The sequence below is a fragment of the Streptomyces sp. 130 genome (assembly GCF_007096885.1).
Lineage (GTDB): Bacteria > Actinomycetota > Actinomycetes > Streptomycetales > Streptomycetaceae > Streptomyces.
Genome location: NZ_VJNO01000002.1, coordinates 243,560 through 262,387, shown reverse-complemented (window position 1 = coordinate 262,387; position 18,828 = coordinate 243,560). Strand labels below are relative to the sequence as shown.

Below are 18,828 nucleotides of genomic sequence, written 5' to 3'. Positions count from 1 at the left end.
CCGTTGACGGGGAGGCGGTTGCTGTGCGGGTCTACGCGGTGGTGGCGGCGGGTGGTTTCCGCCGGTACGCCACCTATCGGATGGAGACGGTGGCGGGCGTGTTCACCAACACCGTCTTCGGTTTCATCCTCGCCTACACGTACATGGCGTTGTGGGACGAGCGGCCGCGGCTCGGTGGCTACGACATGCCGCAGGCGCTCACCTTCGTCTGGCTGGGCCAGGCGCTGCTGATGACCTGCGTGATGATGGGCGGCGGTTTCGAGGACGAGCTGATCGAGCGCATCCGTACGGGCGACATCGCGGTGGACCTGTACCGGCCGGTCGACCTCCAGCTGTGGTGGCTGGCGCAGGACTTGGGGCGGGCGGCCTTCCATCTGCTGGGGCGCGGCATCGTGCCGATGGTGCTCGGCGGGCTGGCGTTCGACCTGGCGCTGCCGGGGTCGGCGGGGCCGTGGCTGGCGTTCCTGGTGGCGGTGGCGCTGGGGGTGGTGGTGAGCTTCGCGATCCGCTATCTGGTGGCGCTGTCCGCCTTCTGGCTGATGGACGGGGCGGGCGCGGCGCAGATCGCCTTCCTGGCGGGGCTGTTCTTCTCGGGGATGCTGCTGCCGCTGAGCCTGTTCCCGGGGCTGCTGGGTGAGGTGGCGCGGCTGATGCCGTGGTCGGCGCTGCTCCAGGTGCCGGCGGATGTGTTCCTGGGCAAGCACACGGGCTGGGGTCTGGTGCGGGTGTACGTGTTCCAGGCGGCCTGGGCCGTGGTGTTGCTGCTGGTGGGGCGGATGGTGCAGTCGGTGGCGACGCGGAGGGTGGTGGTCCAGGGTGGCTGAGGTGGCGGAGGCGGCCGCGCCGGGGGTGCGGGAGGAGGCGGTGTTCGCGCCGCGCCCGCGGCTGGTCGAGGGGGTGCGGGCGTACGGGCTGATCGTGTCGATGTGGCTGCGCTCCACGATGGCGTACCGGGCGTCGTTCCTGATGACGGCGGTCGGCAACTTCACGGCGACGGCGTTCGACTTCGTGACGATCATGCTGATGTTCGCGCACGTCGACGCGCTGGGCGGCTACTCGCTCCAGGAGATCGCACTGCTGTACGGGGCTTCGGGGACGGCCTTCGGTCTGGCGGATCTGCTGATGGGGTCGATGGACCGGCTCGGCCGCCGGGTGCGCGACGGCACGCTGGACACGTTGCTGGTGCGGCCCGTGCCGGTCCTCGCGCAGGTGGCGGCCGACCGTTTCGCGCTGCGCAGGCTGGGGCGGATCACGCAGGGGGTGCTGGTGCTGGGTTACGGGCTGGTGGCGTCGGACATCGACTGGACGGTGGCGCGGGCGGTCGTGCTGCCGCTGATGCTGCTGAGCGGGGCGGTGATCTTCGGGGCGGTGTTCGTGGCGGGCGGGGCGTTCCAGTTCGTCGCGCAGGACGCCTCGCAGGTGCAGAACTCGTTCACGTACGGGGGGAACACGCTGCTCCAGTATCCGCCGACGATCTTCGCGAAGGACCTGGTGCGCGGGGTGACGTTCGTGGTGCCGCTGGCCTTCGTGAACTGGCTTCCGGCGCTGTACGTGCTGGGGCGGGAGCTGCCGTTGGGGCTGCCGTCGTGGGTGGCGTTCCTGCCGCCGGTGGTGGCCGGGGGGGGCGCGGCCGGGGCGGGTCTGGCGTGGCGGGCGGGGCTGCGGTCGTACCGGAGCACGGGAAGTTGAGACGGGACGGGAGAGGGAGCGGCATGGGTGGTACGGAGACGGGCGGCGGGGCGGCCTTCATCGAGCTGGACCGGCTGGAGAAGGTCTTCGACGTCCGGCGCAGGACGGGCTTCCTGCGCGGTGAGCGGCGTCAGGTGCGGGCGGTCGACGGGATCAGCTTCCGGGTGCAGCGCGGGGAGATGGTCGGTTACATCGGGCCGAACGGGGCCGGGAAGTCGACCACGATCAAGATGCTGACGGGCATCCTGACGCCGAGCGGTGGTTCGCTGCGCGTCGCGGGCATCGATCCTTCGCGGGAGCGCACGCGGCTGGCGCACCGGATCGGGGTGGTCTTCGGGCAGCGTACGACGTTGTGGTGGGACCTGCCGCTGCGCGACTCGTACCGGCTGATGCACCGCATGTACCGGGTGCCGGACGCGCGCTTCCGGGCCAATCTGGAGCGTTGTGTCGAACTCCTGGACCTGGGTGACCTGTTGGACGTGCCGGTGCGTCAGCTGTCGCTCGGGCAGCGGATGCGGGGGGACATCGCGGCGGCGCTGCTGCACGATCCGGAGGTGCTGTATCTGGACGAGCCGACGATCGGCCTCGATGTGGTGTCGAAGGCCAGGGTGCGGCAGTTCCTGCGGGACCTGAACGCGGAGCGCGGGACGACGGTGCTGCTGACGACGCATGACCTCACGGACATCGAGCAGTTGTGCGGCCGGGTGATGGTGATCGACCGCGGCCGGCTGATGTACGACGGTGCGCCGGCCGGGCTGCACGAGGTGGGGGAGAGCGAGCGGACGCTCGTGGTCGATCTGGAGCGCGAACTCCCGCCGATCCGCTTGGAGTCGGAGCCCTCGGTGCGGACGGTGAAGGTGGAGGGGCCGCGCCAGTGGCTGGCCTTCCCGGCGTCCGCGTCGGCGGCTCCGCTGGTGGCGCGGATCGCCGCGGAGTACCCGTTGGCGGACCTTTCGGTGCGGGAGCCCGACATCGAGGCGGTGATCGCGAAGATGTACGCGTCCGGGACGGCCGGGGGAGCCGGTGACGTGGGCGCGGCGGTTCAATAGGCTGCGTGCCATGACGAGCGAACTCCCCGACATGCGTGCCTCCGACGCCGAACGTGAACGGGTGGCCGAGATCCTGCGTGAGGCGGTCGCCGAAGGGCGCCTGGAGATGGAGGAGTTCGAGCAGCGCCTCGACAGCGCCTACAAGGCGCGGACGCACGGCGAGTTGGAGCCGCTCGTCCGTGATCTGCCGGCCGCCGGCTCCGCCTCGTCGTCGCCGGCCGTGCGGCCCCGGCCGGGTTCGGCGGCGCGTTGGCCGGAGCGGATCGGGAAGCCGGCCACGTCGAGCGGCGCGTTCGCGTTCTGGGGCGGGTTCGGCCGCCGGGGCAGATGGACGGTCGGCCGGGTCTTCACCGCGTTCGCGATGTGGGGCGGCGGCAGCATCGACCTGCGCGAGGCGAATTTCGAGGCCCGCGAGACCGTGATCCGCTGCTTCACGATCATGGGCGGTATCCATGTGACGGTTCCGCCGGATCTCAATGTGGAGGTCCGGGGCATCGGCATCATGGGTGGTTTCGGGGAGGACGTCAAGGACGAGTCGGCGCCCGCGCCCGACGCGCCCCGGGTCCGGATCACCGGTTTCGCGCTCATGGGCGGCGTAGGGGTGGAGCACAAGCGCAGCAAGGCGGAGAAGCAGCGGCTGCGGGAGGCCGCGCGCGAGCGGGGCCGGCTGGAGAAGGGCGAGGGGCGCTGAGGGCGCGCGTTCCGGGAGTGGCGCCGTCCGCCGGCGGGGCGGGCCGGGGCGTCGGGAGTGCCTGCCGGGTGCCGCCCGGCGGGCGGGACGTTCCGGCTGCCCGGGGTGAGGCGCCGGCGGATCGTGGGCCGGCTGCCGCCCAGGTGCCTTCGGCCGCCGGTGTGTGGGGTGGTCACGGACCGACGTGGATGTGGGCCGCCCACAGTGACGGCATCCGGGGGTAGCGGTCCCGCTGGGTCCTGACCGCGTCGTGCAACGCCCGCGCCGCCGCCGTGAAATCGATGCCTTCCGAGGCGTCGGCGCGCATCCCGGCGTAGAAGTCCTGGGCCATCTCGGCGGCGGCCTCGTCATCGATGGACCACAGGGTGCCGACCACGTGGGAGTAGCCGGCGGCCTGGAAGGCCGAGGCCATGTGGATCGCCTCGTCGAGCAGTCCGGTGGCGGTGTTCAGCGCGGTCTCACAGGCGGACAGATAGGCGAGCCGTGCCTGCCAGAGGTCGATCGGTGCCAGGGCGGCGACCGTGAAGGGGGACTGTTCGTGGTCGTGCAGGAGCAGGCGGCTGCGGGAGGGGTCGGCGGGATCGTGCGCACCATGGCAGGCGAAGTGCGCGATCGTGTGCCGGGCCAGCTCCTTCAGGACCCGGTCGCGGGTCGGGAGGGTGTGCGCGGACCCGGTGAGGACCAGCGGGTCCGGCAGTGTCGAGGTCAGCATGTCGACCTCGGTGGGGACGTGCGCGAGTCCCGGCAGCCCCGGCGTGGTCGGCATGGCGACGATCAGCGAGCTCTGGCGGCCGGGCGGCGCCGTCTGGCGCCTGCGGGCGTGGCTCAGGGCCCGGATCGTCGGTGTGTAGGAGGAGACGACGCGCTCCATGACCGCCTGCCCGTGGCGGACGCCTCGCTCGTCGTAGCGGCCGGCGGCGTGCAGTGGCAGCAGGCTCAGCAGCCCGCCGGGCGCCCACCACATCCGTGGCGGGGCGGAGCCGTCCGGGGGTGCCTCGCGGTATCCGAGTTCGTCGAGGACTGGTTCGGCCACGGTCTCCCACAGCCATTCCAGCGTCCCGGTCAGCGACGCCTGGGCGGCGAAGCGGTCCTGTCCGGGGTCGGTGCTCGCCTCCAGCGCCGCGTGGAAGGCTTCGACCCGGGCGGTGAGCGTCGCGCGGTTCAGGCCGGGAAGCGGTAGCGCTACGACTCCGGCGGTGGTCAGCAGCAGTGCGTCGCTGCGGCGCTCCGCGACGTTGACGGTGACCACGGGGCCGTGGGCGGCTTCGGGCAGGAGCTCATCGAGGCGGGGCGGCAGGCCGAACGAGGCGAAACCGTCCTGCGCGCGGATCTCGGCGAGAGTGGCGGCCATCGCGCGGGCGAGGTCGACCCGGTCGTCGTTGGTGGCCGCCCCGCCGGGCAGGAGGGCGGACAACGGATCGGCGCCCCGGCTTCCTTCGAGTGCTTCCCGCAGCGAGGTGAACCGGGCCGCGAGAGCGGGGGGCAGGCCGTCCAGACTGCCGCGGCCGTCGAGGAGTTGGCCGATCAAGATCGTGCGCCCGCTCTCCAGCAGGGACAGGGCGCGCTGGGCGGCCCGGTCCGGCCGGGCCGAGGCGGCGTCCAGCGCCAGGGCCGCGGCGTCGCCGGCCAGTCCGGTGACGGCGACGAGCGCGGACTGCTGGTCGGTTCGCCCGAGGCGGCGCGGTGCGACCTCGGGCAGCAGGCGTACGGCCTGTTCCAGGAGGTCGGCTGCCCGGGACGGATCGATCAGGGCGAGCAGCCTGGCCGCGCTGGTGGCGAACTTGATCCGCTCGTGCGGCGGGGCGGCCGGGGCCGCCACCGCGGCGGCGAACGCCTCGGCGGCTTGGAACGCGTCGTCGAGATGACGGGACAGTTTGAACCGGGCCACCAGCGCGAGACCCACGGCCTGCTGTCTCCCCGCCCAGGCCGCGTCGCTTTCGGCAGTGGCCCGCAGGGCCCTGACCGCGACCCGGACCGCCTCGTCGCCGTCCGCGGGGGCGCCGTTGGCCGTGCAGCGGTTGCGGAGCGCCATTCCGAGGACCGACAGCCGGGTGGTCCACTCGCGGTGGCTCTCGGGGGTGGTGGCGACCGCCAGCCGGCCGGCCTCGACGGCCTCGTCGAGGCCGGCGGAGTCCGCTGTCCCCGCGAAGCGGTTCTGGAGCGCGAGGCTCAGGTTCGACAGCCGTGCGGCGCGATCGGGGTTTTCGGGCTGGGTGAGGGCGACGGCTCGGCGGCCGAGCCGGATCGCGTCGTCCAGGTCCGCCGAGTCGGACGTGCGGCCGTGGCGCAGGAGCAGCATCGTGCACAGGTTCGACAGGTATCCGGGCATGTCCTCCTCGTCCGGGCGGGCGGCCCGGACGGCGCGCCGCCCCGTCTCGATGGCTTCGTCCAGGTCGCCGATGGCCTGCGCGAAGCCGTATCTGTCGCGTAACGCGGTCGCGAGCGCGGACAGGGCGCTTGCCGCGTCCGTGCCACGGCTGAGCGCGACCGCCTCGCGGCCCAGGCGGACCGCCTCGTCCACGTCCTCGACGCCGCCTCCCAGCCAGCTCCGGATCTGCAGCATCGTGCTGAGACAAGTCAGGCAGTGCGCCCGCAGGGAGTCGTCCGGCTCCAGTGCCTCGATGACGCGCGTCCACAGCCGGACCGCCACGTCCACCGACAATCCGTCGGGCGCGAGCACGGTGCGGCTGTGGTGCGCGAGCGCGCTCGGGATCGCCATGAGGGCGATGGTCGCCGCCAGCGGCTCGGGGATCGCTCCGGAACCGTCGGTGATGAAGTGGTGGAGGAGGAAGTCCCGCGCGCGTTCCAGGTCCTGCTCGTCCTCGCCTTCGGGAAGTCCCTGGGCGCGGTACCAGTGGAACCATCCCAGGAGGTACCGCGCCACACCCGGCTCGGGGTGGGTGTCCAGGTTCGCCGCCAAGCGCTGGGCGTGTTCGAGCACACCGGGCCCGAATACCGGATCGAGGCTCTCGGTCGCGGCGGCTTCCCTGACGCAGGACATGACCACTTCGAGTGATTCCACGGCTCCCCCAGGTACTTCCCGCCCCGATGCGGCTCAGCTTACGATCGCACCGGCCGGCGGGGCGGCGGATTCGAAGGACTGACGGGGCGGGGTGGGGCAGTGGAACGGTCGACCGCGGAGATCGCCGACGCGGTGGGGTACGTGTGCCGGCGGCAGCTCCAGCTTCGCCAGGTCCTGGCCTCCGGGCCGGGCGTCGCCGCGCTCGACGCCGTCATCGGCGTCCTGCGGGCCGGCGGCGATCCGCGGCAGTCCTTGGACGACCTGCACCGGGCGCTGCGCGAGGCGGGCGACGCGCTCGGTGTGTTCGGCCGCTCGCGAGGCCTCTTCGACCTGGCCGGCTCCGACCGGTACGCGCGTCAGGAGCCGGTGCTCCTGTGCCCGCAGGGGGGAGCGCACTACCCCTGTGCGCGATTCGCCTTCCCCGCCCCGGGCGTGACCCCGCGGTGCGAGGTCAGCGGTGAGCCCCTGCGCCGGGACGTGATCGGCTGATGCCGGCGTTCTTCACCCGGCTCGGCGAGCAACTCGCGGAGCGCTGGCTCACTTTCCTGGCTCTGCCGGGCGCCCTGTACCTGGCAGTCGCCCAGGCCGCCCACATCCTCGGGCACGCCCACTCGTTCGACCTCGCCCGGCTGACCCGCCGGCTCACCGCCTGGGCCGAGGCCCCGCAGGTCCATTCGTTCGGCGGGCAGGTCGTCCTGCTCGCGGGAGTGCTGGCGGCCTCGGCCGCCGTGGGCATCGCAGCCCGCGCTCTGGGCGCGGGCATCGAACGCCTCGTGCTCGCCGCGGACTGGGACACGTGGCCCAACCCGCTGCGATACCTCGCCGGCACCCGGGTGGCCGCCCGCCGCCGGCGCTGGGACACCGCCAGGCAGGTGCTCGACGCGCAGCGAAGGGCGGCCGCCCGTGCGGCGGCACTGCGCGGGCCGCACGACCCCGAAGCCCTGCACGAGGCGCGCCGCTCCCTGGAGCAGATCGCGCTGGAACGCCCCTGCCGGCCGACGTGGGCGGGCGACCGGGTCCGTGCCGCCACCACCCGCGTCCGCCGCGACCACCACCTGGACCTCGCCGTCCTGTGGCCTCACCTGTGGCTCAGCCTCCCCGACACCGACCGTGCCGAGCTCTCCGGCACCCGACGGGAACTCACCGCCTCCACCGCCCTGGCCGCGTGGTCTCTCCTGTACGCACCGCTGGCCGCCATGTGGTGGCCCGCGGCGGGGATCAGCCTCCTGCTCGCACTGACGGCTCGGCACCGGACCCGCGCCGCCGCGGAGAGCTACGCCCAGCTCGTGGAAGCGACGGTCCGGCTCCGCACCGTCGAACTGCTCGGTCTGCTGGGTGTGGACCACAGCGGACCGCTGTCGCAAGAGGCCGGCGACACGCTCAACGACCTGCTGGAGTCACGTCTCCCGGTATCGGACGGTCCCGGCCTCGATCCCGCACCGTGACGTCCGGGCGCCGCCGGCGAACCCTCCCGCCCGCGCACCCGAGACGCCGCTGTCCAGCGGGTGTGCCCGCGATGCCTTCTCTCCCCGGCCGCCGTGCGGCCGGGGAGACGGGCTCCGGTTCAGAGCGCGTCGACCTTCGGCCTGTCCCCGGTCAGGGCGTCCACGTCCGGCAGCGCCGCCAGGCGGGCGTACCCGGCGTCGTTGAGGTGCAGGTGGTCGCCGGAGTCGTACGGGGCGCGCAACTGCTGGGGGTGGGCCGGGTCGCGGAGGGACAGGTCGAAGTCGAGGACCTCGTCGAAGATCCCGTCCGCCCGGATCTCCGCGTTGACCTGCCGGCGCACCTGCTCCCCGCCGGCCGTCCAGACCGCCGAGCCCCGGTAGGGCATGAGGGTCGCGCCGATGACCTTCAGGCCGCGGGCGTGGGCCCGCCGGGTGAGGTCGCGCAGGGCGTCGGTGATCCGCCCGGGGTCGGTCTCCCTCGGGAGCGCCTGGATGTCGTTGATGCCGAGCGCGATGACGACGGTCTTCGCGCCGGAGGCGCCGAGGACGTCGCGCTCGAAGCGGTCGAGGGCGCGCGGGCCGACGCCGTCGCGCAGGAGGCGGTTGCCGCCGATGCCCTCGTTGACCACGGCGTAGCGGCCGTGCAGCCGGTCGGCGAGGGCGTCCGGCCAGCGGGTGTTGGCGTCGGTGGTGGAGCCGGAGCCGGCGGTGAGCGAGTCGCCGAACGCGACGAGCGTCCCGGCCGCCTGCGTGCCGCCGCCCCGCACGTCGACGGCGGTGAGGTAGCGCCACTGCGTGGTGGCCCAGGTGCCCCGGTCGTCCTCGGTGTACGAGGTCTGGTGGCTGTTGGGGTGGGCGGTGACCGGTCCGTCGGCGGTCGGGGTGCGCAGGGTGACCACGAGGTCGGCGTCGGCGGCGACCGGGACGGCGACGGCGTCGCTGACGGTCTGCCCGCCGGCGGCGACGGTGACGGAGGAGGCCCCGCGGAACGTCACGGGGCGGGTGTTCACGGTGACGCGGTCGATGAGCAGGGGCTGCGTGCCGAACAGGTTGGACAGCGTCACGCGGGCCTCGGTGCCGCCGATGCTGGTGTGCACGACGTTGCGGATGACGCGGCGGCTCTGGTCCTCGGCCTGTGCCGGGTCGGCCACGCCCGCGACGGGGGCCGCCGCCCAGGTGGCGAGCCAGTGCCCGGAGGAGTGCGCCGGGGCCGCCGGGCTGTGGGCCACGCCCTGCGGGGCCGTGGTGGCGGCGGCCGTCGCCCGTTCCCCGGCGAACAGCAGGGAACCGGCGAACGCCACGGCTGCGGCGAGCGCGGCGGTGCCCGCCACGAGGGCGATGAGCAGGGCGTACCCCTGGCGCCTGGGCATGGGCGGTGTGTCTCCTTGCGGGGGCGGGGAAGCGGGGGGAGTGGACCGGTTCCCATGATGCGGCAGGGCGCGGGGAACTCGACGTGCGGCCCGGGAGTAGGTCAGGTAGGCACAATGCGTAGCGGAGGCCTGGGGCTGTGCGTACGCGGACGGGTGGAGCGGATGGAACGGATCGACGGAACCGGGCGGACCGAGCCGGGCGCGCTGCCCCCGGGGCCCGGTGGGAGGGCGAGACCCGGGGGGCTCGCCTCGTTCGCGTACACCGCGGCGGACGAGGAGAAGCGTCGTGGCGTACGCCGTATGAAGACCACGGCCACCGGCCTCCTTCTGCTGGTCGCGCTGGTGTACGTCCTCGCCACCTGGGCGAAGAACGAGGGGGTGAGCGGCTGGCCGGGCTTCGTCGCGGCGGCTGCCGAGGCGGGCATGGTGGGCGCGCTGGCCGACTGGTTCGCCGTCACGGCCCTCTTCAAGCGTCCGCTCGGTCTGCCGATCCCGCACACTGCCATCATTCCCACCAAGAAGGACCAGCTCGGGGCCTCCCTCGGTTCCTTCGTCGGCGAGAACTTTCTCTCCGGGGACGTCGTACGTGACCGGATTCACTCGCTGGGCATCGGCAGCCGGGTCGGGGCGTGGCTCGCGGAGCCGGCCCACGCGGACCGGGTCACGGCCGAGCTGGCGACCGCGCTGCGCGGGGCGCTCACCGTCCTGCGGGACGCGGACGTCCAGGCCGTCGTCGGCGAGGCGATCACCCGGCGGGCGAACGCGGCGGAGGTGGGCCCCGGTCTCGGCCGGATGCTGGAGAAGGTCGTCGCGGACGGCGGCCACCGCAAGCTCGTCGACCTGGTGTGCGCGCGGGCGCACGACTGGCTGGTGCTGCACGGCGACTCGGTGATGGACGCGGTGCAGGGCGGGGCGCCGGGCTGGACGCCCCGGTTCGTGGACAAGCGGGTCGGGGAGCGGGTCTACAAGGAGCTCCTGCGCTTCGTCACGGAGATGCGGGACATGCCGGGGCACCCGGCGCGCGGCTCCATCGACACGTTCCTCGCGGACTTCGCGGCCGACCTCCAGACCGACTCGGAGACCCGGGACCGGGTGGAGCGCCTGAAGTCGGAGATCCTGGGGCGCGGCGAGGTCCAGGACGTCATCGCCTCGGCCTGGGCGGCGGTGCGCGCGATGGTGATCGCGGCGGCGGAGGACGAGCAGAGCGAGCTGCGGCTGCGCGCCCGGGCCTCGCTGATGTCGCTGGGCGCCCGGCTGGCCACGGACGACCGTCTCCAGGGGAAGCTGGAGGGCTGGCTGGAGGACGCGGCGGCCTATGTCGTGACGACGTACCGGGCCGAGATCACGTCGCTGATCAGCGACACGGTGGCCGGCTGGGACGCGGACCAGACATCCCGCAAGATCGAGGCCCACATCGGCCGCGACCTGCAGTTCATCCGCATCAACGGCACGGTGGTGGGGGCGCTGGCGGGCCTGGCGATCCACACGGTGTCGTGGGCGCTCTGGGGGTGAGGGGGCCCCGGGGCGGGGCCGCGTGCGGGGGCCCCGGAGCGGGGCCGTTGGGGCCCGGGCCGCCCGGCCGCGGCGCCCGGACGGCCCGCGGGCCCGGGCCGCCCGCGGGAAGGTGCCAGGGCCCAGGACGCCCTGCGGCTGCGCCCGGGCACTGGGTGCGGGGGCTCGGCGCGCCCTGGGCTGAGGGTGCGGGGGCTCAGCGCGCCCCGGCTGGCGGTGCGACGGGCCGGCGCGCTCCGGGTGGCGCCTCGGCCCCAGCCCGTCCCCGGCTCTGCGCGGTCCGGGAGGCGCCCCGGGCTCAGGGCAAGGTCCCAGGGCGCCCCGGGCGGCGCCTCGGCCGTCTAGGCAAGCGGGGCCAGCCCGCCCCAGGGCGCGGGGGTCCAGCGCTTCCCGCGTCCGGAGTGCGGCCCGTTTCGCGTCGGCGTCCGGAGGACGCCTCGGGTACGGGGTGCGGGGGCTCAGCCCGCCCCGGGGCGTGGCACCCCGGGGCCAGCGCTTCCCGCGTCCGGAGTGCGCTCGTTTCGCGTCGGCGTCCGGAGTGCACCCCGGGTCCAGCGCGTCCCGCGTCCGGAGGGCGCCCCCGTTCCGCGTCCGCGTCCGCAGGGCGCACCGGATCAGATCAGGATGCTCGGCGGGTGACCGCCCAGGACGCGGCGGCCACCGTGCCTGCGACGGTGAAGACCGCGGGCCAGGCGCCGACCTTCTTGGCCAGTGGGTGGGAGCCCGCGAACGCGGCCACGTAGGCGGTGGTCAGCGCGACGGCCGCGCGCGGGCCGGCCTGCCGGTTCCACTCGTACGCGGCGACGCCGCCCGCCGCCGCGAGCGCGACCCCGCCCAGCGGACGCTTGCGGGTCCACCGCGCGACGGCGTAACCGCCGACCAGTCCGCCCGCCGCCACCGCCGCTGCCGGCACCTTCGCCATCGCGGTCACCTCCGCCTTCGTCCACGTCATGGTTGTGCGCCCAGCGCACTCGTACGCGCTTCGCGCCGGGCGCCGCACCGGCGCCCGGACCGAGGCTAACCCGCGCTTCCGCCCTCCCGTCGCCGAGGGGGTGCACAGGCGTTTACCCTGGGGGTGAACATCTGTGCACCCCCGAGTCGGCAACGGAGAACCATGCCCGCGGACATACCCGCCCCCACCGCCCCGACGCCCCCGGAGGCCCAGGCCCCGCACCCGCGCTTCGCGGTCGGCGTGCTGGCCTTCTGCGGGGTCGTCGTCGCGGTGATGCAGACCATCGTCGTCCCCCTGCTCCCGCACATCCCCGAGCTGACCGGCGCCACCCCGGCCGCCGCGAGCTGGCTGGTCACCGTCACGCTGCTGACCGGCGCGGTGTTCACGCCCGTGCTCGGCCGGGTCGGCGACATGTACGGCAAGCGGCGGGTGCTCGTGGCCTCGCTCGGCGTGCTCGTGGTGGGCTCGGTGCTCTGCGGGATCAGCTCCCACATCGGCGTGCTGATCACCGGCCGCGCACTCCAGGGCGCCGCGATCGCCGTCGTACCGCTGGGCATCAGCATCCTGCGCGACGAACTGCCGCCCGAGCGCGTGCTGTCCGCCGTCGCGCTGATGAGCTCGACGCTCGGCATCGGCGCCGCGGTGGGCCTGCCGATCGCCGCGCTGGTGGTCGAGAACTTCGACTGGCACACGATGTTCTGGGTCTCCGGCGTCATCGGCGTCATCGACATCGTGCTCGTCCTCGTCTTCGTACCGGAGTCCCCGCTCCGCAGCCGCGGCCGTTTCGACGCGCTCGGCGCCCTCGGCCTGTCCGGCGCGCTGGTCTGCCTGCTGCTCGCGGTGACGCAGGGCGGCGACTGGGGCTGGACCTCCGGCCGGACGGTCGGCCTGCTCGTGGCGGCCGTCGTGGTGGCGCTGGTGTGGGGGGCGTACGAGCTCCGCGTCGCGACGCCCATGGTCGACCTGCGGATCTCCGCCCGCCCGGCCGTCCTGCTCACCAATGTCGCCGCTCTCCTCATCGGCTTCGCGTTCTACGCGAACTCCCTGGTCACGGCCCAGATGGTGCAGGAGCCGAAGGCGACCGGCTACGGGCTCGGCGCCTCGCTCGTCGTCAGCGGTCTGTGCCTGCTGCCGGGCGGGGTGTCGATGGTGGCGCTCTCGCCGGTGTCCGCGCGGATCTCCGCCAAGTACGGCCCGAAGGTCAGCCTCGCCCTGGCGGCGGGGATCATCGCGGCCGGTTACGGGGTGCGGTACTTCACCAGCCACAGCCTGTGGCTCATCATCGCGGGCGCCACGGTCGTCGCCTCCGGCACGGCCATCGCGTACTCGGCGCTGCCCGCCCTCGTGATGCGCGGGGTCCCGGTCAGCGAGACCGGCGCGGCGAACGGCCTGAACACCCTGATGCGCTCGATCGGCCAGGCGTTCTGCAGCGCCACGGTGGCCGCCGTCCTGGCCAACCTCACCTTCCGGGTGGGCGGCCGGACCGCGCCGACCCTGCACGCGTACCAGCTGGTCTTCGTCATCGCGGCGGGCGCGGCGCTGCTGGCCCTGCTGGTCACGCTCATGCTGCGGGGCCGCAGGCCCGCCGGGGCGGGTACGGTCGAGGAGAAGCGCACGGCGCCGGTCACCCCGACGGGGGGTGCGCGGCCGGCGGGAATCCAGGAGGGCGCATGACCGGCGGCCAGGCCATCGCCGCGACCCCGGCCACGGACACCGGCACGGGCCGGGACGCGATCCTGCGCGCGGCCCGGCGGGCGTTCACGCAGCGCCCGTACGCGGAGGTGACGATCCGGGGGATCGCGGCGGACGCCGGGGTCAGCGCGTCCCTGGTGGTCAAGCACTTCGGCCGCAAGGAGGAGCTGTTCAACACGGTGGCCGACTTCGGACCGGCCGCCGCCGAACTCTTCGACGCGCCGCTCGACGTGCTGGGCCGCCACCTGGTGGTCACCCTGGTCGCCCGCCGCCGCGCGGACCAGTCGGACCCGCTGCTGCGCGTCGTCTTCTCCCTGGGCAACCAGGACGAACGGTCCCTGCTCCGCGACCGCTTCCACGAACAGGTCACCGACGTGCTGACCGCCCGCCTGCCCGGCGAGGACGCCGCCCTGCGCGCCGAGCTCCTGGCCGGACACCTGCTGGGCCTGGGCGCGACGCTGAGCCTGCACCGGGAGGGCGCGGGGGCGTCCGCGACGCCGGAACGCATCGCGGACCTGTACGCGCCGGCGCTGCAGCGGCTGATCACGGGCGCGTCGTAGCCCCGCCCGCGCTCACCGCGCCGCGTTCCGCCACACCGTCACGTCGAGCGTGACGTAGTCACTGGGGGAGTCCTCCGGCGAGTTCCCCTCGTACGTCACCAGCGCCATGTGCCCCGTGCCCGTGGTCACGCACACCTGCCGCCCCTTCGACAGCTGCTCCACGGGGATGGTGTCGGCGAACCGGGTCTCCGCCCGGCACACGTCCAGCGACCCGGCCTGCCCCGGGTCGAGCAGGGTGAGCCGGCCGCCGTCGCTCTCCGCTTCGAGGTATCCGGATTCGTACGTCAGGTCGTACCCGCCGTCCGTGCCGTCCTGCGGCCGGACCTCCGAGTCCCCGAACGTCAGGTGGTACCCGCGCGTGAGGTCGATGCCCGCGAAGTCCTCGGGCGTCGGGCTCGACGTGGCGGTGGGCATCGGGTTCGGCTCGTCCGACGCGCCGTCGTCCCCCGACTCCGTCGGCTCCGCGCTCGGCTGCGTACTCGCCTTCGCCGCGGGCGGGTTCTTGTCCTGGGCGGTGGTGTCGCTCCGCGACCCCTTGTCGTCGTCCTTCTGCGACAGGAAGTACGCCGTCCCCCCGCCGGCCACACCGACGACCAGTGCGGCCACGACCGCGATCGCCGCCGCCCGCCCCCGCCGCTTCCTGGGCCCGGGCGTCTGCGGCGTCTGCGGCGGCACACCCCCGCCGGCATACGCGGGCCCCGGCTGCGGATAACCGTACGAAGGCTGCTGGGCGGCCGGATACCCGTACGCCGGGGTCTGCGCGGAGGGCGCCGTGGGCGCACCGTAAGCCCCGGGCCCCACTGGTGCGGGCCCCTGTCCCGGAGGCGGCGTGACCGGCGGCCCGTATCCCGGCGGCGGGGTGCTCGGCGCCGGCGTCGTGGGCGAGTAGGCGGCGGGCGCGGCGGCCACCGGCGGCGTGGCCGGGGCGGTCGACGGGGGCGGCGGCGTCTGCACGGGCGCCGGCGCGGCGGCCCGTACGGTGATGTCGGCGGCGACCGGCTTCGGCAGCCAGTCCTCGGGCCGCCGCAGCACCGTCTCCGCGTTCGCGGTCTGGCAGAGCCGGATCACCTCGGCGACCGACGGCCGGTCCTGCGGGTCCTTCGCCAGGCAGCGCTCCACGAGCTCCGTCAGCCGCTCCGGCACACCCGTGAGGTCCGGCTCCTCGTGCACGATCCGGTAGAGCACCCCGTGCGAGGTCCCCTCGCCGAACGCGGGCGTCCCGGTCGACGCGAACACCGCGACCTGGCCGAGCGCGAAGATGTCCGTCGCGGCGGTCACCCGGCGCCCGGCGGCCTGCTCGGGCGCCATGAACGACGGGGTGCCGATGGTGACCCCGCTCCCCGTGAGCGACGTCGCGTCGGCCGCGTAGGCGATGCCGAAGTCGATGACGCGCGGCCCGTCCGCCGCGAGCAGCACGTTCGACGGCTTGAGGTCGCGGTGGACGATCCCTGCCCCGTGGATGACGTGCAGCGCCTCGGCCATGCCCGCGATCAGCAGCAGCACCGCCTCGACCGGCAGCGCGCCGTGCTCCACGACCGCGTCGGCGAGCGAGGGGCCCGGCACGTAGGCGGTGGCGAGCCACGGCTGCGCGCCCTCGGTGTCGGCGTCGATCACGGGCGCGGTGAACAGCCCCTGCACGCGCTGCGCGGACTGCACCTCCTGCGCGAACCGCCGCCGGAACTCCGCGTCCTCGCCGAACTCCGGCCGGATCACCTTGATCGCGACGGGCCGCCCGCCGGGCGTGTACGACAGGTACACCTTGCCCATGCCGCCCGCGCCGAGCTTGGCGGCCAGCCGGTAGCCGGCGATGGTGGTGGGGTCGTCAGCCGCGAGGGGCTGGAAGACCTGCGAGGCGCCGCCTCTGCGTGGCTGCTGACCGCTCATGTACTCGTAACTCCCCCGGAGAGCGCTGCTGTAGACACGGCACCCTATCCAAATCCCGGGTCTGCGCGGAGTGGTGGGAGCGCGCTGGTTCAGCCGGCCGGAGGGCCGCGAACCGCACGCCCGTGGCCTCCTCCGGCACCTCCACGGCCGCCGCCCCGTCGCGGCGCCGGCCGCCCCGGCGGACAGCCGCACCGGGTGGCCGCACCGCGCGGCCCGCCCCTGCCGCCCGGCCCGATGAAGTCGCCTGCCGCCGCGTCCGGCCCGGCCGCCGCGTACAGCTGCGGCCCAGGCCCCGGCGGACCTCGCGGACCGGGCGTTCGCGGTGGTCGCCCCGGCGCCGGACCGGTCCCGAGACTGCCGGAGGCCGTCATTCCCGTTGCCTGCCACGGGCTTCCGTTCGATCATGAACGGCCGACGGCCCCCGCGTACCGGAGGCCGCCCCCGGACGGAAGGGTCCCTGTGCGCAAGCTGGTGTACTTCATCGCCACCACCCTCGACGGCTTCATCGCCGGCCCGGACGGAGCCGATCCCACCGGCCCGGACGGCTTCTGGCCCATCCCGGAGGACTACCTCAAGCATCTGATCGCCGAATACCCGGAGACCTTGCCCGGCCCGGCGCGTGCCGCGCTCGGGGTGACGGCGGAGGGCACGCGCTTCGACACGGTGGTCGAGGGCAGGCGCTCGTACCAGATCGGCCTCGACGCCGGACTCACCGACGCCTACCCGCATCTGCGCCACCTGGTGTTCTCCCGCACCCTGGGCGAGAGCCCCGACCCGGCCGTGGAGCTCGTCGCGGGCGATCCGGCCGCGCGGATACGGGAGTTGAAGCAGGAGGACGGCAAGGACATCTGGCTCGTCGGCGGCGGCGAACTGGCCGCCTCGCTCTACGCGGAGATCGACACGCTGATCCTGAAGCTCAGCCCGACGACCATCGGAGCGGGCATCCCGCTGTTCGGCGGCCGGGCCGCGTTCGAACCGGCCGCCTGGACCCTCACCGACCACACGGTCCTGGGCAGCGGAGCGGCGTATCTGACGTACCGACGTGCCCCGGTGGCCGGCTGAGTCGGCGAGACCGGCCGGCGGGAGCGGCGAGCCCCCGCCGGCCGGTGCCGCGTCACGCGGCGGCGCAGGCCGCGCCGTTGAGGGTGAAGGCGGCCGGGGCGGCGTTCGTACCGCTCTGGCTGCCCGTGAAGCCCACGGTCACCGAGGAGTTCGGGGCGATCGTGGAGGTGTACGAGGCCGCCGCGACGCTCACCGAACCGCCGGACTGCGTGGGCGTCCCGCCCCACATGTTGGTGACGGTCTGCCCGTTGGCGAAGGCGAACCCGAGCGTCCAGCCGTCGATCGCGGCGGTGCCCGTGTTGCGGATGGTGATCTCGCCCTGGAAGCCGCCCGGCCACTGGCCGACCACCTTGTACCCGACCGAGCAGCTGCCCGCCGGGGTGGCCGGGCCCTCGTCCGTGGTCACGCTCACGGCGGCCGAGCGCGCCGACCGGTTGCCGGCCGCGTCCCGCGCGTAGACCGCGAAGGAGTACGCGGTGTCGGCGCTCAGGCCCGTGACCGTCACGCCCGGCGTGGCGGAGGAGGCGACCTTGGTCTCCGTACCGCCGCTGACGCGGACCACGTCGTAGCCCGCGACGGCAACGTTGTCCGAGGACGCGGCCCAGGTCAGCGCGGCCGAGGTGGCGGTCACGGCGGAGGCGGCCGGGGTGCCCGGGGCGGTCGGCGCCTCGGTGTCCTCCTCGGCGGGACCGCCGTAGACCGTGGCCTCGACGGAGGTCTCCGCGATGCCGTCCGCGCCGTGGAAGATCCGCTCGCCCCAGGAGCTGAGCCGCGCCGGGTCGAAGCCGATGGCCAGGTCGAGGATCGGGTCGGTGTTGCCGCTCCACGACCAGGCGATCCAGCCGAGCCCGAGCCGCTGCGCCTCGGACATCATGGTGTCCTCGTCCGGGTCCCCGTACTGGTCGGCGGGTCCGCCGAACTCGCCGATGACCAGGGGCAGTCCGGCGTCCACGAAGGCGTTCAGATAGTCGGTGACCTTCTGGGCGGTGTTGTAGACGCTGTACATGTGGATCGAGAACAGCAGATTGCCCGTGGTGTCGGCGTCGTACACCGCCTGCGCGTTGTCCCGCATGACGTTCTGCCAGTCCTGGCCCCAGTTGGGCGCGTCCACCATGATCGTGTGCGCGAACCCGGCGGCGCGCAGCTTCTTGATCGCGGCGGTGGTGGGGGCGGTCCAGCCGGCCGGATCGGTGTTGCCCCAGGGCTCGTTGCCGATGTTGATGACGACGTAGTCCTCCTGGCCCTGGAGGACGTCCTTCAGGGAGATCCAGTAGTCGGCCGCGTGGTCCAGCGTGCCGGCGGCGGAGTCCTCGCCGTATCCGGTGGTGTCGTGCACCTCCAGCACGCAGATGAGCCGGTTCGCCTTGCAGTCGGCGATGACGGCGGCGACGTCGTCCGGCCCGTTCCTGCTCCAGCGGTAGCCGTCGGACAGCACCACGCGGACGGTGTTGGCACCGGTCGCCTTGATGTCGGCCAGGGACTGGGTTTCGCCGGGGTACCAGGTGTGCGCGTGGTTGACGCCGCGCATGATGAAGTCGTTGCCGTTGCCCTCGACCAGCCGGCCGTCGCTGATGTGCAGCCCGGTTCCGGCGGCGGTGGCGGCCCGCGCGGGGGCGAGGGCGCCGAGGGAGAGGAACCCGAGGAGGGTGGCCAGGACGGTGAGGATGACGGCGGCGGGGCGCTGTGCCGGATGTCTCGCTGTTCTCACTGCGGCTCCAGAGGGGGAGGAGGGGACGGACCGTCGGTGTGTGGGAGCGCGCCCCCCCCACGCGAACCCATGAAGCCATTCGGTCAGGGGCACGTCAATAGATCGGACGAATCCGGTAGGCGGAGGCCGGCTTCGAACTTTTTCTCATCGGACTGTCGGATTCGGCGGACACCGTTCGTCGTCCTCATGAAA

Annotated in this window: 15 protein-coding genes; 10 read left to right on the top strand and 5 right to left on the bottom strand. The window is 73.9% G+C overall.

Annotated features, from left to right (window positions below; translation table 11 throughout):
* Positions 1 to 23: 23 nt before the first annotated feature.
* From FKN01_RS03380 to FKN01_RS03365, 4 genes are read left to right on the top strand one after another with little or no spacing between them, the layout of a single operon-like run.
* Positions 24 to 824: an ABC-2 family transporter protein gene (locus tag FKN01_RS03380; protein ID WP_143616179.1), complete on the top strand. Its 801-nt coding sequence runs from the start codon at positions 24 to 26 to the stop codon at positions 822 to 824.
* Positions 817 to 1,689 (top strand): ABC transporter permease, encoded by an 873-nt coding sequence (locus tag FKN01_RS03375; RefSeq protein ID WP_398930849.1) that lies wholly within the window; start codon positions 817 to 819, stop codon positions 1,687 to 1,689. Before FKN01_RS03380 ends, FKN01_RS03375 begins: the two co-directional genes overlap by 8 nt.
* Before the next feature lie 23 nt (positions 1,690 to 1,712).
* The gene (locus FKN01_RS03370) at positions 1,713 to 2,738 is read left to right on the top strand and encodes an ATP-binding cassette domain-containing protein (RefSeq protein WP_143616178.1); all 1,026 of its coding nucleotides are present in this window, start codon (positions 1,713 to 1,715) and stop codon (positions 2,736 to 2,738) included.
* Between the two features lie 31 nt (positions 2,739 to 2,769).
* Entirely contained in the window at positions 2,770 to 3,429 is a 660-nt protein-coding gene (locus FKN01_RS03365) for a DUF1707 domain-containing protein (RefSeq protein WP_143616370.1), read from the top strand.
* Between the two features lie 172 nt (positions 3,430 to 3,601).
* Here FKN01_RS03365 and FKN01_RS33515 read toward each other — a convergent pair whose 3' ends face one another.
* A complete protein-coding gene (locus FKN01_RS33515) occupies positions 3,602 to 6,451 on the bottom strand; it encodes a CHAT domain-containing protein (RefSeq protein WP_143616177.1) in 2,850 nt (949 codons plus the stop codon).
* Between the two features lie 99 nt (positions 6,452 to 6,550).
* Between FKN01_RS33515 and FKN01_RS03355 the strand changes: the two genes are divergently transcribed.
* Complete coding sequence (locus FKN01_RS03355) at positions 6,551 to 6,940, top strand: hypothetical protein (protein ID WP_143616176.1); 390 nt, start codon at positions 6,551 to 6,553, stop codon at positions 6,938 to 6,940.
* Positions 6,940 to 7,896 (top strand): hypothetical protein, encoded by a 957-nt coding sequence (locus FKN01_RS03350; RefSeq protein ID WP_143616175.1) that lies wholly within the window; start codon positions 6,940 to 6,942, stop codon positions 7,894 to 7,896. Before FKN01_RS03355 ends, FKN01_RS03350 begins: the two co-directional genes overlap by 1 nt.
* Before the next feature lie 119 nt (positions 7,897 to 8,015).
* Here the strand turns inward: FKN01_RS03350 and FKN01_RS03345 are convergent, their stop codons facing one another.
* Positions 8,016 to 9,266 carry an SGNH/GDSL hydrolase family protein gene (locus FKN01_RS03345; protein WP_143616174.1) on the bottom strand — a complete coding sequence of 417 codons (1,251 nt, stop codon included), beginning with the start codon at positions 9,264 to 9,266 and terminating at the stop codon, positions 8,016 to 8,018.
* Between the two features lie 162 nt (positions 9,267 to 9,428).
* Here FKN01_RS03345 and FKN01_RS03340 point away from each other — a divergent pair, with 162 nt between their 5' ends.
* On the top strand, positions 9,429 to 10,778 hold the full coding sequence (locus FKN01_RS03340) for a DUF445 domain-containing protein (RefSeq protein WP_398930926.1): 1,350 nt from the start codon (positions 9,429 to 9,431) through the stop codon (positions 10,776 to 10,778).
* Between the two features lie 619 nt (positions 10,779 to 11,397).
* Here the strand turns inward: FKN01_RS03340 and FKN01_RS03335 are convergent.
* Positions 11,398 to 11,730, bottom strand: coding sequence for a hypothetical protein (locus FKN01_RS03335; RefSeq protein ID WP_143616173.1), 333 nt, complete (start codon positions 11,728 to 11,730; stop codon positions 11,398 to 11,400).
* 162 nt (positions 11,731 to 11,892) lie between these two features.
* Here FKN01_RS03335 and FKN01_RS03330 point away from each other — a divergent pair, with 162 nt between their 5' ends.
* Positions 11,893 to 13,404 carry an MFS transporter gene (locus FKN01_RS03330; RefSeq protein ID WP_143616172.1) on the top strand — a complete coding sequence of 504 codons (1,512 nt, stop codon included), beginning with the start codon at positions 11,893 to 11,895 and terminating at the stop codon, positions 13,402 to 13,404.
* The gene (locus FKN01_RS03325; RefSeq protein ID WP_143616171.1) at positions 13,401 to 13,982 is read left to right on the top strand and encodes a TetR/AcrR family transcriptional regulator; all 582 of its coding nucleotides are present in this window, start codon (positions 13,401 to 13,403) and stop codon (positions 13,980 to 13,982) included. Before FKN01_RS03330 ends, FKN01_RS03325 begins: the two co-directional genes overlap by 4 nt.
* Positions 13,983 to 13,994: 12 nt before the next feature.
* On the opposite strand, the gene FKN01_RS03320 is transcribed toward FKN01_RS03325, so the two are convergent.
* Positions 13,995 to 15,866, bottom strand: coding sequence for a serine/threonine-protein kinase (locus tag FKN01_RS03320; RefSeq protein WP_143616170.1), 1,872 nt, complete (start codon positions 15,864 to 15,866; stop codon positions 13,995 to 13,997).
* Positions 15,867 to 16,325: 459 nt separating this feature from the next.
* Between FKN01_RS03320 and FKN01_RS03315 the strand changes: the two genes are divergently transcribed.
* The gene (locus FKN01_RS03315) at positions 16,326 to 16,928 is read left to right on the top strand and encodes a dihydrofolate reductase family protein (RefSeq protein ID WP_143616169.1); all 603 of its coding nucleotides are present in this window, start codon (positions 16,326 to 16,328) and stop codon (positions 16,926 to 16,928) included.
* Positions 16,929 to 16,980: 52 nt separating this feature from the next.
* Here the strand turns inward: FKN01_RS03315 and FKN01_RS03310 are convergent, their stop codons facing one another.
* The gene (locus FKN01_RS03310; RefSeq protein WP_143616168.1) at positions 16,981 to 18,636 is read right to left on the bottom strand and encodes a cellulase family glycosylhydrolase; all 1,656 of its coding nucleotides are present in this window, start codon (positions 18,634 to 18,636) and stop codon (positions 16,981 to 16,983) included.
* Positions 18,637 to 18,828 lie beyond the last annotated feature (192 nt).

Coding starts and splice junctions, on each gene's coding strand:
- FKN01_RS03340 (WP_398930926.1), top strand. CDS start 9,429: ATGGAACGGATCGACGGAACCGGGCGGACCGAGCCGGGCGCGCTGCCC.
- FKN01_RS03320 (WP_143616170.1), bottom strand. CDS start 15,866: ATGAGCGGTCAGCAGCCACGCAGAGGCGGCGCCTCGCAGGTCTTCCAG.
- FKN01_RS03325 (WP_143616171.1), top strand. CDS start 13,401: ATGACCGGCGGCCAGGCCATCGCCGCGACCCCGGCCACGGACACCGGC.
- FKN01_RS03350 (WP_143616175.1), top strand. CDS start 6,940: ATGCCGGCGTTCTTCACCCGGCTCGGCGAGCAACTCGCGGAGCGCTGG.
- FKN01_RS03365 (WP_143616370.1), top strand. CDS start 2,770: ATGCGTGCCTCCGACGCCGAACGTGAACGGGTGGCCGAGATCCTGCGT.
- FKN01_RS03370 (WP_143616178.1), top strand. CDS start 1,713: ATGGGTGGTACGGAGACGGGCGGCGGGGCGGCCTTCATCGAGCTGGAC.
- FKN01_RS03335 (WP_143616173.1), bottom strand. CDS start 11,730: ATGACGTGGACGAAGGCGGAGGTGACCGCGATGGCGAAGGTGCCGGCA.
- FKN01_RS03330 (WP_143616172.1), top strand. CDS start 11,893: ATGCCCGCGGACATACCCGCCCCCACCGCCCCGACGCCCCCGGAGGCC.
- FKN01_RS03345 (WP_143616174.1), bottom strand. CDS start 9,266: ATGCCCAGGCGCCAGGGGTACGCCCTGCTCATCGCCCTCGTGGCGGGC.